Annotated in this window: 16 protein-coding genes; 9 read left to right on the forward strand and 7 right to left on the reverse strand. The window is 42.3% G+C overall.

Going from position 1 to position 14929, the window contains the following annotated elements; genetic code table 11:
• Positions 1–22 precede the first annotated feature (22 nt).
• Both MHI60_RS12750 and MHI60_RS12755 read left to right on the forward strand, forming a co-directional pair.
• Positions 23–334, forward strand: a complete 312-nt coding sequence (locus tag MHI60_RS12750) for a rhodanese-like domain-containing protein (RefSeq protein WP_024424882.1) — start codon at positions 23–25, stop codon at positions 332–334.
• Positions 335–432: 98 nt separating this feature from the next.
• Positions 433–615 carry a sporulation protein Cse60 gene (locus tag MHI60_RS12755; RefSeq protein WP_024424881.1) on the forward strand — a complete coding sequence of 61 codons (183 nt, stop codon included), beginning with the start codon at positions 433–435 and terminating at the stop codon, positions 613–615.
• A gap of 44 nt (positions 616–659) precedes the next feature.
• On the opposite strand, the gene MHI60_RS12760 is transcribed toward MHI60_RS12755, so the two are convergent.
• From MHI60_RS12760 to MHI60_RS12775, 4 genes are all read right to left on the reverse strand, one after another.
• Positions 660–1184, reverse strand: a complete 525-nt coding sequence (locus MHI60_RS12760; RefSeq protein WP_144484997.1) for a CbrC family protein — start codon at positions 1182–1184, stop codon at positions 660–662.
• 129 nt (positions 1185–1313) lie between these two features.
• Positions 1314–2789 carry a BCCT family transporter gene (locus MHI60_RS12765; protein ID WP_241503561.1) on the reverse strand — a complete coding sequence of 492 codons (1476 nt, stop codon included), beginning with the start codon at positions 2787–2789 and terminating at the stop codon, positions 1314–1316.
• A gap of 197 nt (positions 2790–2986) precedes the next feature.
• Positions 2987–3184 (reverse strand): hypothetical protein, encoded by a 198-nt coding sequence (locus MHI60_RS12770; protein WP_095409324.1) that lies wholly within the window; start codon positions 3182–3184, stop codon positions 2987–2989.
• Entirely contained in the window at positions 3181–4452 is a 1272-nt protein-coding gene (locus MHI60_RS12775; protein ID WP_144484995.1) for an NAD(P)/FAD-dependent oxidoreductase, read from the reverse strand. Before MHI60_RS12775 ends, MHI60_RS12770 begins: the two co-directional genes overlap by 4 nt.
• 175 nt (positions 4453–4627) lie before the next feature.
• On the opposite strand from MHI60_RS12775, the gene MHI60_RS12780 reads away from it, so the two are divergent.
• Positions 4628–6250: a polysaccharide biosynthesis protein gene (locus tag MHI60_RS12780; RefSeq protein WP_144484993.1), complete on the forward strand. Its 1623-nt coding sequence runs from the start codon at positions 4628–4630 to the stop codon at positions 6248–6250.
• Between the two features lie 16 nt (positions 6251–6266).
• Positions 6267–6983, forward strand: coding sequence for a pseudouridine synthase (locus tag MHI60_RS12785; RefSeq protein WP_144484991.1), 717 nt, complete (start codon positions 6267–6269; stop codon positions 6981–6983).
• Positions 6984–7052: 69 nt separating this feature from the next.
• Here the strand turns inward: MHI60_RS12785 and MHI60_RS12790 are convergent, their stop codons facing one another.
• Together MHI60_RS12790 and MHI60_RS12795 are read right to left on the reverse strand one after the other, a co-directional pair.
• Entirely contained in the window at positions 7053–7274 is a 222-nt protein-coding gene (locus MHI60_RS12790; RefSeq protein WP_008356419.1) for a DeoR family transcriptional regulator, read from the reverse strand.
• Positions 7275–7644: 370 nt separating this feature from the next.
• On the reverse strand, positions 7645–8943 hold the full coding sequence (locus MHI60_RS12795) for an NCS2 family permease (RefSeq protein WP_095409320.1): 1299 nt from the start codon (positions 8941–8943) through the stop codon (positions 7645–7647).
• A 95-nt stretch (positions 8944–9038) separates the two neighbouring features.
• Between MHI60_RS12795 and pepV the strand changes: the two genes are divergently transcribed.
• Both pepV and MHI60_RS12805 read left to right on the forward strand, forming a co-directional pair.
• A complete protein-coding gene (pepV, locus tag MHI60_RS12800) occupies positions 9039–10439 on the forward strand; it encodes a dipeptidase PepV (RefSeq protein WP_144484989.1) in 1401 nt (466 codons plus the stop codon).
• 23 nt (positions 10440–10462) lie between these two features.
• On the forward strand, positions 10463–11089 hold the full coding sequence (locus MHI60_RS12805; RefSeq protein ID WP_111291845.1) for a Type 1 glutamine amidotransferase-like domain-containing protein: 627 nt from the start codon (positions 10463–10465) through the stop codon (positions 11087–11089).
• Positions 11090–11137: 48 nt separating this feature from the next.
• Here the strand turns inward: MHI60_RS12805 and cysK are convergent, their stop codons facing one another.
• Entirely contained in the window at positions 11138–12070 is a 933-nt protein-coding gene (gene cysK / locus MHI60_RS12810; protein WP_162842503.1) for a cysteine synthase A, read from the reverse strand.
• Between the two features lie 91 nt (positions 12071–12161).
• On the opposite strand from cysK, the gene thpR reads away from it, so the two are divergent.
• From thpR to MHI60_RS12825, 3 genes are read left to right on the forward strand one after another with little or no spacing between them, the layout of a single operon-like run.
• Complete coding sequence (gene thpR, locus MHI60_RS12815; protein WP_144484987.1) at positions 12162–12713, forward strand: RNA 2',3'-cyclic phosphodiesterase; 552 nt, start codon at positions 12162–12164, stop codon at positions 12711–12713.
• A gap of 25 nt (positions 12714–12738) precedes the next feature.
• On the forward strand, positions 12739–13674 hold the full coding sequence (locus tag MHI60_RS12820; protein ID WP_048239123.1) for a hypothetical protein: 936 nt from the start codon (positions 12739–12741) through the stop codon (positions 13672–13674).
• A gap of 48 nt (positions 13675–13722) precedes the next feature.
• Positions 13723–14652, forward strand: a complete 930-nt coding sequence (locus MHI60_RS12825) for a YegS/Rv2252/BmrU family lipid kinase (RefSeq protein WP_144484985.1) — start codon at positions 13723–13725, stop codon at positions 14650–14652.
• Positions 14653–14929 lie beyond the last annotated feature (277 nt).

Below are 14929 nucleotides of genomic sequence, written 5' to 3' on the forward strand. Positions count from 1 at the left end.
ATGAAAAGGAGAGATGAGAGTCGTGTCAGTGAAAGAAATTTCAATAGAAGAATTAAAACAAAAACTAGAGCAGGAAGACGCCATTCAGCTTGTCGATGTACGTGAGGATGAAGAGGTAGCAGAAGGCATGATCCCGGAAGCAATCCACATTCGAATGGGTGATATCCCTGAGAAGCTGGATGCATTCGATCAAACGCAGGAATATTATATTATTTGCCGCTCTGGTAAACGTAGTGAAAATGTCTGCTATTACCTAGAAGATCAAGGCTACCAAGCGACCAATGTCGTTGGCGGGATGCTTGCTTGGACAGGAGAAACAAAACCGAAGCTGTAAAAGAAGGCCTTTCATCTTAACGATGAAAGGTTTTTTGTTCATATGCCTCTCTCTCTGTGCATAAAGATAGAGTAGCGAGAGAAGGGAGAGTGGCATAGGTGCTAAAGGTAGCTGTATTTGATGAAGAACATGAGAAGGATTTGCAGAGCGAAATCAATCATTTTTTAAAAGGAATGGATGACGACCAAATCATTGACATCAAGTACAATGTAGCGGTGATCTGTGAGCAAGGAGGGGAACAGCTCTACTGTTTTTCTGCACTCATTTTATATAAAAAATAGACGGCATCAAAAAAGGACCTGCTTGAAGGGTCCTATTTCTTTGGTTAGCTGGCGTCAATATATAAACGATGCTTGTTGCAGTGAACACATTGAAAGAGGTAGCCTTGTAAGTCTCTTCCGTTGACGAGCCATTTCTTTAGGTTCTCTTTTGTTAATCCTTCTCCGCTGCAAATGTCTTCGATATCCTCGGCGAGTTCTTCCTCTAGATGTTCAATCTCTTTCCAGCCGACATACTGGACGATTGCGCAAAAATCTCCGCAATGACTTAACCAATATTCCTGCTGCCATCCGCGATAGCCTGGCGTTCTGAAGATCAGCTCATCGATATAATCCTCTTGATCGACGTCATCACAGCTCGCATCGTCTTGAAAAGTTCCATCGTATTTTTTAGCAGCTGATCCATCTTTAATGCACCAAGGGCAAATTCCCTCCACATTTTCCACAGTATAAAAAGGACCATGGTACACATAATCTCTTTCTTTCTCACAAACAGGACATGTTGTATGCTCTTTTTTAATCACGTTTAACGAAACTGGGTCTGGGTTGTACTTGAACGTAGGTAACGTCATATAAACCTCCATTATGTAGAAAGTGATCATTCATCACTATTTTAAAGGAATCCTTAAGCTTGCGACAATCTTAAATTGTATATATAGAAAAAAGCCGTTCGGATGGAACGGCTTTTTTCTCGCTTGCGATTATGCTTTTTTTACTCTTGGACTTCGTGGTTTAGTGACTTGATTGGCTTGTTTAATAGCTCTTCGTTCATCATTTAGTGATTTATACAGCGAGACAATCATCAATATGATGACAACGGAGAACGGCAAGGCTGCGAGCTTGGCTGTATTTTGCAAGGCTTCAAGTCCCCCTGAAAATAAAAGCACAGCAGCAACAGCCGATTGGATAATGCCCCAGCTGACTTTGACACTGCCAGAAGGGTTCAATGATCCGTAGGTTGTCTGCATTCCAAGCACAAATGTAGCTGAATCAGCCGATGTAATAAAGAATACGGCGATTAAAATGAGCGCCAGTATCGATGTAATCATCGCCAGCGGATATTCATTCAGTACACCGAAGAGCATCGTTTCAGTTGAAAGACCTGCAACATCGACAATATTCTTTTGCTGTAAATCCATCGCAGATACACCGAAAATCGAGAACCATAGGAAGACTAGGATAGAAGGAGCAACTAAGACACCCACTAAAAATTCCCGAATCGTTCGTCCACGTGACACTCTAGCGATAAAGATCCCGACAAATGGTGCCCAAGAAATCCACCATGCCCAATAAAAGATCGTCCATCCATTGATCCATTCTCTCTTTTCAGGATCATTTGGAGATAGACGGAAGCTCATTTGAACGACATTGGATAAGTATTGCCCAATCGAGTCAGTAAATGAATTTAAGATAAAAACAGTTGGACCTGCCAAAAGTAAGAAAAACATCAGAACAGCTGCTAATACCATGTTGATATTACTTAAGTATTTAATGCCTTTTCCAATCCCGCTTAAAGCAGATGCAAGGAAAAGCACCGTCACAATGATGATAATGATCAATTGTGTGCTAAAGGCAATTGGAATATGAAAAAGATAATTCAATCCGCCATTTATTTGTGCCGCGCCTAATCCTAGGCTTGTTGCAACACCAACCACAGTTGCAAATACCGCAATACAATCGATGGTTTTACCGATCCATCCGTGAATTTTATTTCCTAAAACGGGCTGCAGCGTTGCACTGATTAAGCCAGGGGCATCTTTTCTAAATTTAAAGTAAGCAATGCAAAGTGCAACAATGGCATAAATAGCCCATGCATGAAGCCCCCAGTGGAAAAATGTATAGCGAAGGGAATCGCGGAAGGCCTGCGCAGTTTCAGTCTCCCCTGTTGGTGACTGAATAGCATAATGGCTGATCGGTTCAGCTGCTCCGTAAAAAACAAGACCAATTCCCATACCGGCACTAAATAGCATAGCAAACCAAGAAAATAGACCAAATTCAGGCTCTTCCCCCGGTTTTCCTAGCGTAATCTTACCGATTGGGCTAAAGATAAAGAATAGACAAAAGCCGACAAGCAGTGATACCACTAACAAGTAATACCAGCCAAAGTCATTTGTAATGTATGTTTGAATTTGATCTGTGACATTTTGCAATGTGTCTGGAGAAAATGCTCCCCACATCACGGCAACAAATGTGATCGCAATCACAATCCAAAATACACTTGATACTTTTTTCACACCATCTCACTCTCCTGTTGTTCTACACGTTTAAGTTGAGGACTTTGCTTAATATCCCCTAACTCAACTTATTTCAAACAAAAAGAGGCGAGCTTCTCACTCGACCTCCACTTTACCGTAACATGTTTTGCTTCCATTTATCAACTATCGATATGTGAAGACGATTTTTCCTCAATTCGTTTGCGAAGACGGTAGACATATTCTTTTAAACATACTGCGAAAATGGTAAACGCCAAAACAATGGCAACTTTTAACGGGGTAATGGACAGATTCAAGAAAACAGCGGCTGTTAAACTGATAACGACCGCAAGAACAATTGGTAGTGCGCGTCTGATCATTGATCTCTCTCCTTTGCTTCTAGTGCAGCATTCATGCCGGCAAGTCTGCCTGTCACAAGTGCTGACGTGATATTGTATCCGCCTGTGTAGCCGTGAATGTCTAGAATTTCTCCGCAGAAATAAAGACCGCGCATTTTTTTAGACGCCATTTTCTTCGGTTCAATTTCCTTCACAGAAACTCCGCCCCCTGTCACAAACGCTTTGTCCAAGGATAGCGTCCCATTTGCATGAACAATAAAATGTTTGCAATCATGGGCAAATGCACGCAGTTTATCTTTGGCTAGACCAGAAAATGTGTCTTGAGGATCAATACCGTTCCGTTCTAACAGAAACAATAAATAGCGTTCTTGCATCCAAGACTTGAGGACGTTTTTAATGGCTTTTTTCGGTTCATCTTTTAGGTCTCGATGAAGCTTTTGGAACAGCTCCTCGTCATTCAGCTTCGGGTATAAGTCTATTTGCAGGCGGACTGCCGGCTGCTTTTTTAATTCTTTTACAACAAATCCGCTGCATCTAAGAACAGCTGGACCTGATAAACCAAAGTGAGTAAAGATCATATCCATGACATGCGTGACGACGGGTTTCCCTTTTTTATTTAAAACACTGACAGCCACACTTCTTAAAGAAAGACCTTGAAGCACTTTTTCTTTAATAAATCGTTCATCTGATGTGACCGGTACTTCTGTTGGGAAGAGCTCTGTAATTGTATGACCGGCTGCTTCTGCCCATGCATAGCCGTCACCAGTAGAGCCGGTATGCGGTACACTTTTCCCGCCTACAGCGATGACGACAGCCTTACTTGAAATTTTTTCATCATTATTTGTAACAATTCCAGCTGCTTGTCCGTCTTGATACAGAACCGTTTTAATCTTTTCGTTCGTTCGAATGGTGACATTGAGGGCGCGAAGCCTGTCTAGAAGGGCATCCACAACAGATTGTGCTTTGTTTGAGACAGGGAACATACGTCCATGGTCTTCTTCTTTTAGTTCAATGCCAAGGTTTTCAAAAAACGAAATAATATCCTCGTTGTTGAACTCAGAAAATGCACTATATAGAAAACGTCCGTTTCCGGGAATATGTTTGATGATTTCTTCTACTGGAAGGCGATTGGTGACGTTACAGCGTCCGCCGCCAGAAATGGCCAGCTTTCTGCCAAGTTTGTTTCCTTTGTCAATTAACAGAACAGTCGCGCCGTGCTCTGCTGATGCAATCGCGGCCATCAGTCCAGAAGGTCCGCCGCCAATGACAATGACATCATAATGTTTCATGTTACATTCCTCTTTCTACTTTCAGTCATTTTTCTATTATAACGAAGATTAGGGAAGGCTGAAATATGAATTGATTGGTTTTGTGACTTCAGTATTGGATTTGTTACCTGTGTGTTGAAATGATGTGGTAAAATAGTTAAGTTGAATATTCATTAGAAAAATGGTGGTTAAGCGCATGTCTAATAAACTGCTTCGTGGTACGTTGGTTTTAACGATAGGGACGTATCTCTCTCGTATTCTAGGTATGATTTATTTAATTCCATTTAGCGCTATGGTTGGAGCAACTGGTGGAGCGCTATTCCAATATGGATACAATCAGTATACGATCTTTTTAAGTATTGCTACGCTTGGTTTTCCAACAGCGGTATCAAAATTTGTTTCCAAATATAATGCAATCGGCGATTATGAGACAACAAGAAAAATGTTCAGGGCGGGTATGTCGGTCATGCTTGTCACCGGGATTATCGCCTTTTCTATTTTATATTTGTCCGCACCGATTTTTGCCAAGATTCAGCTTGGCGGATCAAATGAAACAGGTGGTTTGACTGTCGATCAAGTAGTATATGTGATTCGAATGGTCAGCTTAGGCCTTTTAGTTGTGCCGATCATGAGTCTTGTACGCGGGTTCTTCCAAGGACACTCCATGATGGGACCAACAGCTGTTTCCCAAGTGATTGAACAACTTGTCAGAATCATCTTCCTATTAACGGCGACGTTTATTATTTTAAAAGTGCTTGACGGCGGGCTTGTTATTGCTGTCGGGTATGCAACATTTGCCGCACTGATCGGTGCATTTGGCGGTTTATTCACGCTTTATTTATATTGGCTGAAGCGGAAGGACCGGCTCTTATCCATGCAGCCGAATACAGGCACTCACTCTGATTTATCTTATAAGCAAATGTTTACAGAGCTGTTTAGCTATGCGGCGCCGTATGTATTTGTTGGACTTGCGATTCCAATTTATTCTTATATTGATACAAACACAATTAATAGAGCCATGATTGCATCAGGACATCAGGATATTAGTACAGCGGTATTGTCCATTGTGACGTTATATTTACCGAAGCTCGTGATGATTCCTGTGTCACTTGCAACAGCGTTTGGCTTAACCTTGATTCCGACAATAACGGAATCATTTACAGCACGTAATTACAAGCTGCTCAATAGACAAATTGATCAGACGATGCAGATCATTTTATTTTTCGTGCTGCCTGCTTCATTTGGTATCTCGGCACTAGCTGGACCGGTTTATTGGTTTTTCTATCCATCAGTTCACCCTGAGATTGGGATCTCCATTTTGTTCTGGTATGCACCTGTTGCATTATTGTTTTCATTATTCACCATTAATGCAGCGATTCTGCAAGGGATCAACAAACAAAAATTTGCTATCGTCAGTCTTTTGTTAGGGATCATTATTAAAACGGTTCTAAACATCCCGCTGATCAGCTGGCTGCAAGGAAATGGTTCTGTACTGGCAACAGCATTAGGCTACAGTGCGTCCATCTTGTATATGTTTATCATGATTAAACGCCATGCCGGCTATTCGTTCCGCAGAATTTTCAAACGTTTTATTCTGATTGGCATTTTAACAACGATCATGGCTGTGGTGGCTTATGTGACATGTCAGCTTGTGAGCCAAGTGATTTCTTATGAAGGTGGAATTGTACAAGCGGGTATCGTCATTTTGATTTCCATGATCACTGGCGGCGGTGTGTATATGTTCTTATCTTATAAGGTGGGATTACTAGAGCGTGTACTTGGCAGCCGTATGCCGAATTTTTTAAGAAAAAAGAGTTAAAAAGAGGTAGATATTCATGAGGCTTGATAAATTGCTTGCTAACAGCGGCTTTGGTTCAAGAAAAGATGTAAAAAAGCTTGTCAAGGCCCGGGCTGTCACAGTGAATGGAGAAGTGGCGAAGCAGGTGAAAGATCATGTTGACCCATCAAAAGATGAAGTGCTCGTACATGGAGAGCGTGTAGAGTATAAAGAATTCATTTACTTAATGATGAATAAGCCTGACGGGGTGATCTCAGCAACTGAAGATCTACGTGATGAAACGGTTGTCGATTTACTTGAGCCGGAGGATATTGCAAGGGAGCCATTCCCTGTGGGGAGACTGGATAAGGATACGGTCGGTCTCCTTCTCCTCACAAATGATGGACAGCTTGCTCATCAATTACTTTCTCCAAAAAAGCATGTGCCGAAAACGTACGAAGTTCATTTGAAGTATCCTTTAGGCGATCAAGACATCAAGCGTCTTGAAGAGGGCGTTGTCATCTTAGATGATTATCACACGAAGCCGGCGAAGGTTGAAGTAGATGCGAATGAAGATGAAGATACACGCATCCGTTTGACGATTACTGAAGGGAAGTACCATCAAGTGAAGCTGATGGCGCAAGCAGTGGGAAATGAAGTGATCTTTTTAAAAAGGCTCTCGATGGGGGCTGTCTCATTAGATGAAGATCTAGCACCTGGAGAGTACCGTGAATTGACGGATGAAGAATTAGACAGCTTAATGAATCGTGAATAACATAAGAACAAAAGAAAAGAACCGGCATATCGCCGGTTCTTTTTGTTATATGGACAATTCATTATACGCTTAAGATGATATTTTTACTTTTTTTCTTGTTGTTTCCCATTTGCCTCTGCTTGGACTATGAACAAGATCGTTATAGGCAAGCACGTTTAAGTCTCTTTGAATGGTTCTAGGTGTGATCCCGAATTCATCAACCAGTTCTTGTGTCGTCACAAGACCTTTCTCTTGAATGAACATATAGACTGATTTGATTCGAGTCATCATACGGTTTGTTGAAGGTTTCAAAAAACCACTCCCTATCAATAAGATCGGATGGACTTGACTAACCACAACTTACTACACTAAAACTGCGAAATAAGGACATGCAACAATGGTAAATGTTCGTGTTTGTTAATGTTTTATTCTATTATACACGTTATTATGCATCTAGTTCCACCAAAAAGTCAACTTTACGTGTTTTTAAACTTGTCTTCATGAAATAAAATATGGTATATATCATGATTTGAATCCGGTTACAACCCAATTATCATAGGGGATACGAAAGAAGCTAACAATTCCAAACGTCCAAAAATAAACACAGAAAATTTACAAAATAAAAAATTCAGTAAAGGCAAAAAGACACATTCCATGTTAGGATGTGCCTTTTTTGTTTCTGTTATCCTTCTAAGAAAAAGAGCTGAATGAAAAATAAGACCGCAAAGATGAGAACAAGCACATGTACTTCTCTCCATTTCCCTTTCGCCAATTTCACAAGCGGATATGAAATAAATCCAAGTGAAATCCCTGTAGAGATACTAGAAGTCAGCGGCATCGAAAGAATGACAAGAAAAGCAGGGAATGCTTCGTCTAATTCGTTCCAGCGAATGCGTGACACTGAGTTCATCATCAAGCAGCCAACAATGATTAAAACAGGTGATGTGATGGATGGTAAAGAAGAAATCGCTTGAACGAGCGGGCCAAAAAATAATGCCACAATAAACAGTGCAGCGACCGTTAAAGAAGTCAGCCCCGTTCTTCCACCAGCAGCAACTCCTGATGATGACTCAATATAAGCAGTGGTTGGGCTTGTACCAAACATAGAACCAACCGTTGTTGCAGCAGAGTCAGCGAGCAGGGCTCTGCGCACTTTTGGCAGCTGGCCATTTTTCATTAATCCGGCTTGTTCGGCAACGCCAATCATAGTGCCTGTTGTATCAAAAATCGTCACCAGTAAGAAGGAGAAGACGACAGCATACAAATGATGAGAGAACACGTCACCAAATGCAGCAATTGGATTTGTAATCAGCATGCCTTCAGGCAGTGCAGGAATGTCCATCAGCATTTTAGGGAAATGAAGCTGGCCTGTTGCGAGTGCAATCAATGTGGTCGCTAACATGCCGATAAACAGTGCACCATTTATTTGAAGAACCATTAAAATAACCGAAATCATTAAGCCGACAAGAGTTAAAATGACAACAGGCGAGTTTAAATTGCCAAGCTTCACAAGGTTTTCTGGATCAGCAGCGATGATTCCAGACTGACGGAGGCCGATGAACGCAATGAAAAGCCCGATTCCTGCTGTAATACCGTACTTTAAATTATCTGGAATGGCTTGAATCAGTTGTTTTCTAAGGGATGTTAACGATAAAATAATAAAGAGTATACCAGCAACAAATACCGCACTAAACGCTGTTTGATAGCTGATGCCGCCACCGCCGACAACGGTAAATGTGAAATAGACATTCAGCCCCATGCCTGGTGCAATGGCAATCGGATAGTTTGCAAAAAGTGCCATCCAGAGCGTACCGACGACAGCAGCGATGATTGTTGCAGTAAAGACTTGGTCAAAAGGAATGCCTGCTTTTGAAAGAATTCCCGGGTTGACGGCAACAATATAGACCATGGTAAAAAATGTCGTCATACCTGCGATGATTTCTTTCTTTATGTTGGTTTGATTTTCTTTTAACTGAAACATAAAATCCTCCATTTACGAACATTATTACAAAACAATTAATATAATATTCGTTTTAAGGGTGGATTGCAACCTTTTTTCAAGGAGGAATGGAAAAAATGAATTGGGAAGCTGAAGTGATACGAAAAAAAGACGACTTGATTAAGGACACACAATCTTTTTTACAAATTGAAAGTGTCCTTGATGAAGAAGGCGGCAAAGAAGGAAAGCCATTTGGTGAAAAAGTCGACGATGCCCTTCAGTATGTGCTGAAAAAAGGGGAAGACGAGGGCTTCACAGTCAAGAATGTCGATGGCTATGCGGGTCATATTGAATATGGGGAAGGCGAAGACATTGTAGGTGTGCTGTGCCATGTGGACGTGGTGCCTGCTGGTGATGGCTGGACAACCCCGCCATTTTCAGCTGACATCAGAGAAAATAAAATCTTTGCACGCGGGGCTATTGATGATAAAGGCCCAACCATGGCGGCATTCTATGCGCTGAAAATCTTAAAAGATTCTGGTCTGCAGCTGTCGAAAAAAATCCGAATGATCATTGGAACAGATGAAGAAAGTGATTGGCGTTGTGTGGACCATTATTTCAAGCATGAGGCGATGCCGCAAATTGGATTTGCACCAGATGCTGATTTTCCGATTATTCATGCGGAAAAAGGGATCATTGATGCCACCCTGTCATTTACATATCAACAAACAGCGAATCATCCGCGCTATACGCTGAAGCAATTTACATCGGGTATGAGGCTCAATATGGTACCAGATGAGGCAGCTGCTACTGTGACTGCTGCACAGGAGCACGATGCTGAACCATTAAAAACAGCCTTCGAAGCCTATCTAGCTGATCATCAATTATCTGGCGACGTAAAGAACACAGCGGATGGACTGCATTTTACATTAAAAGGGGTATCCGTTCATGCCATGGAGCCGGCGCATGGGACAAATGCGGGCATTCATATGGCAAATTTCTTATGCGGACACGAATTAGATGAGCAGGGACTTGCCTTTACTTCCCAAATCAACGCTTTATTTGATCAAGATACAAGAGGACAAAAGCTGGGAATTGCTTGCAAAGATGATATTAGTGGAGATTTGACGTTGAATGTTGGGACAATCCGCTATAAACAAAATGAGGAAGCAAAGCTAGGGTTAAATGTCCGCTATCCAGTAACAGCAGACGGCAAGGACGTCAAAAAAGGAATTGAAAGCATCAAAGGGGCGTCTCTTCTAAAATTCGAAGACAGCCCTCCGCATCACGTCTCAAAAGATCATCCGCTTGTGAAAACCTTGCAGCGGGTATATGAGGAACAAACGGGAGACCCTGCTAATCTGATTGCCATTGGGGGAGGAACGTATGCGAGATCTTTAGAAGCTGGCGTTGCCTTTGGACCTCTATTTCCTGGCAGACCTGACTGCGCCCATCAGAAGGATGAATATATCGAAATCGATGACTTACTAAGAGCAGCCGCTCTATATGCACAAGCTATGTATGAATTAGCAAAATAGTAAAAGAGAAGAGGGGATTCACAGTGAAAAAAATGTTCTTAAGCTCTTCATTCAAAGACAGTTATTCTCTCTTATCTGACTTTGCCGGTGAATCTTTAAAAGGGAAGTGCGTGACTTTCTTTCCAACGGCAAGTGCTGTAGAAGAAGTCACGCACTATGTGGAGGCAGCGAAGGAAGCCTTTCAGCAATTAGGGATGCAGCTTGAGACTGTGCAGATAGATGAACAGTCCGCTGAAGAGATCGCGCAGATGATCAAACAAAATGATGTGATCTACGTTTCAGGAGGCAACACTTTTTATTTATTGCAGGAATTAAGAAAGCATCGTCTCGATAACGTGTTGAAAGAAGAAATCAACAACGGCAAGCTGTACATCGGAGAATCTGCGGGGAGTATCATTATGGCGCCAAGCATTGAATTTATCTCTCTGATGGATGATCAAAAGAAGGCACCGGAGCTTTCATCATTTCAAGGTTTCAATGAAATAAGCTGCTATCCAGTACCGCATATGCACAATACCTATTTAGGCGAGGCTGCGCAGCTAATTATGGAGAAGTATCAGCAGACGCTTGATTTATGCCCGCTTACTGATGAACAGGCTTTACTCGTCACAGGGGAGCAGGCTGAGGTGCAATCTGTCAAAGCACCTTAACCATGAAACGAAGAAAAAGGAACAGGGATTCATCGCCCTGTTCCTTTTTTAATCTTGAAAAACATCACTTGATAAGTAACGTTCGCCCGTATCTGCTGTCATACAGATCACGATTTGATCTGCCGGCAATTGCTTGGCTGTTTCAATGGCTGCATAGCAAGCCGCCCCAGAGGATGGGCCTACTAAAATTCCTTCAAGCTTAGCGAGCTGCCGTGTGATGTGATAAGCGTCTTCGTCACTTACCTGCACGATGTCATCATAGACGTGCTCGTTTAAAATATGGGGGATAAATCCTGGGCTTGTGCCAACGAGCTTATGTTTCCCGGGTTTCCCGCCAGATAAGACAGGAGATCCCTTCGGCTCTGCCACACGGATGGTCAAATGAGGAAAGGCCTTCTTTAATTCCTCTCCAGTTCCAGTAATAGTACCTCCAGTCCCAGCTGTTGCGACAAAGGCTCCAAGAGGCTGTCCAAGTTGTTTCACAGCTTCCATGATTTCGACTGCTGTTGTTCCTCTATGTGCATCTGGGTTCGCCCTGTTGTCAAATTGCATAGGAATAAAGCTATGAGGAATTTGAGCAGCCAGTTCCTCAGCCTTTCGGATGCAGCCTGGCATTTTTTCTTCTCCTGGGGTTAAGACGACCTGCGCCCCGTATGCCTTCAAAATATTGATTCTTTCCTTTGTCATCGTATCAGGCATGACAAGGATGGCTTTGTAGCCTCTTGCGGCAGCATTCATGGCTAAACCAATCCCTGTATTCCCGCTCGTAGGCTCAATAATGGTTGCTCCTTTTGTGAGCTTCCCTTGTTTTTCTGCTTCGATGAGCATATTGTAAGCCGCGCGGTCTTTTACACTTCCGCTCGGATTAAATGATTCTAGCTTTAAGTAAACAGCCGCCGCATTTTCTGGCTGAAGCCGCTGTAATTTAACAAGCGGTGTATCGCCAATCAGCTCCGCTATATTTTGTGCAACTTTCATCAGATGACACCCTTTCTTCTCATTCCGCATTTCTTTAGTTATACTATCATCAATGGGGATTCGTAAAGTTTGTTAAAAAAGGACAGGTGATATTGTGTCAGAAAGCCGTCATTATTTTATAGGGATTCACATCCCTGAACAACTTGCGCATCAAATCAAACAAGATATTGATCAAAGGAGCGGGCTGTTCTTTCAAAAATGGACAGCACCACATGATTATCATGTGACCCTTGTCTTTTTAGGCGCCATTCCAGAAGAGCGTTTAAAAAAGGTCATTCAGCTGCTTGACATCCTTTCAAATGAAGCGTCTGCATTTCCACTAGAGCTGAATGAGGTAGGGCAGTTTGGTGCGAAGGAACGCCCGAGAGTCTTTTTTGCAAAGCCTCATGAAAGTGAGCCGCTCATGCACTTAAGAGAAAAGGTGAAAGAAGCCGTCTTGGCAGCAGGACACCCTGTTGAAAAGAGACCGTTTCATCCGCATATGACGATCGCGCGCAAATGGAATGCGGATGACCCTTATGAAAAGCAAGCGCCTTTACGCAAAGAGCCATATGTGATGGAGGTTTCTCGTATCACTTTATTTGAAATACGTCCAAAAGAAGCCCCTCGTTATCACGCAATTAAACAATTTACACTACATAAATGATTCTAGAAGTTGGAGTGAGCAGCAGATGGCGCAAATTATCAAAATCCAAGATTATATATCACGATATGAACAAGACCCGCATCACTACATCAATCAATTCAATCGGTTGAAAAAACAAAGATGGGACGAGTTAAAAAAGGCTTCGAAAGAGGAGGCGCAGCAACCGGCTGACCAAATTCCTCAACAAGCGCCTGAACAAGAGGAAGAAAAGAGAAAGAAATTCTCCTTAAAGAGAAAGCAAAAAGAAGCCGATATGAAAAAGGAACGGGACCTGCGTCTTTTTAACGAGCCGACAGATATAGAGCAAGGGGTTTTCAGAAACGTCCCTACCGATGAAACGAAGCTGATTCACTTTTTTAAGGATCATCTCTTCGAGGTGCAATTAAAATGGGCGAGTTCGACGATTTCACATATTTCAACCGTTTCCCATCATATTCGGTATGATGAAAAGCTGCGGATGCTTGCAAGACAGCTTCCGGATTCTTATTTTGTGATGTACAAGCCGGTGCTGCTCATTCAAAAAGCTGAGATGGAACTATGTCCGATCCTCATAACGCCGCTCGAAGTGATCTGTTTATCCTTCTTAGAGGCCGAGCCAGACAGCGTCTATATCGGAACGAAGGAACGTTTTTGGGAAAAACGGGCGACTGGGAAAGCTGTACAGTCTGTCTTGAATCCTTGTGCAAGCCTTCTGCGTTCTGGCACCGTCGTGTCAAAGATATTACAGCAAAGTGGTGTAGATCTTCCTGTGAAAAAAATCCTCATCAGCCGAACCTCTTATATTGATTTACCTGAAGTTCCATACGGGATGGAGGTTGTTGATAAAAAGAAGGCGGAAGAGTGGTTTGAAAAGCAGCGGAAAAATACGGCACCGACAAAGCATCAGCAGTTTAAGGCGACAAAAGCATTGCTTGCTTATGGTGAATCAGACAGTAAAAGAAGGCAGGAATGGCTCGATTAAAGAAATGATGGAAGGTCACGAAAAATGACACCTGAGTGGAGCTAATATATGAATGAATGGTACTTTATCGTTAATCCAGAAGCAGGACATGGAAAAGGACTCCGCACGTGGAGGAGCATAGAGAAAGAATTACAAAAGGTGGAGGTCTCTTATCGATCGTTTCTCACCCAGCATGAAGGCCATGCAGAAGTTTTGGCAAGACAAATCAGTGCCATGCAGGATGACAGGCTGAAGCGCTTAATTGTCATTGGCGGTGACGGCACTATTCATGAAGTACTGAATGGCTTAAAGGAAATCGATCATGTGCAGCTTAGTTTTGTCCCTGCTGGTCATTGGAATGATGCTGCGAAGGGTCTAGGTATCCAACGTCACGATGTCCTAAAAGAAGTGAAAAAGCAAAAGAGAATGCTCACCAAAACATTTTCTCTTGGCTCCTTTCAAGATCATGCTGAAAGTCCGCAATCAGTTCTCTTTCTCAATCATATCGATGTGGGGTTTGACGCACATGTGCTGAGGAAAACGGTGCATTTTAGAGGGAAGAAGTGGCTGAAACGGCTGGGGCTTGGCTTTATCATCTATCCTCTGTCATTTCTCCATTCTTTATGGTCGTTTAAGCCGTTTGATCTTGCGCTATTTATTGAAAATGAGAAGAAAGTCTTTCGCCAAGTGTGGTTTGTGATCGTATGCAATCACCCGTATTATGGGGGAGGGCTGGAAGCAGCGCCGGAAGTGAGTGCGAGGCAGCCAGGTTTTCAAACGATTGTTGTCACAGATTTGAATCCATTCAAAGTCCTCTTGTTTCTAAGTGCAATGGTGTTTCGAAAGCACCTTGGAATGAATGGAGTTACCCTGTTTCAGCATGAGGAAGCGTACTTAGAAGCAGATGAAAAAATCTTATTTCACGCAGATGGAGAAGTGATCGGCGCAACGCCTGTCTTTGTAAAGGCAAGTGAACGATCCTTAAAATTACGTGCTTAAATAACTTGCGGTATATCCGCAGGCAAAGAACCATGAAAAAAGCCTTCTTTTTCGTAAGGTTCTTGTCCTGATTTTTTAGTTTTGCTTGACGAGTATAAGAAGGTAACGATAAAATCTATAGGACGGCTATTGTTTAGCATCTCATTCTCAATAGCTGTCCTTTTTGTTTTTATGATCATATAAATAAAAAAAGAAACAGCCAATTGATCCTCAATCGGCTGAATTTTGTCGACTAAAAAAGCAAGATTTAAAATATTTTAAGAAATGATGGGTTGAA

The sequence above is a fragment of the Bacillus sp. FSL K6-3200 genome (genome assembly GCF_038630485.1).
Classification (GTDB): domain Bacteria; phylum Bacillota; class Bacilli; order Bacillales; family Bacillaceae; genus Bacillus; species Bacillus safensis.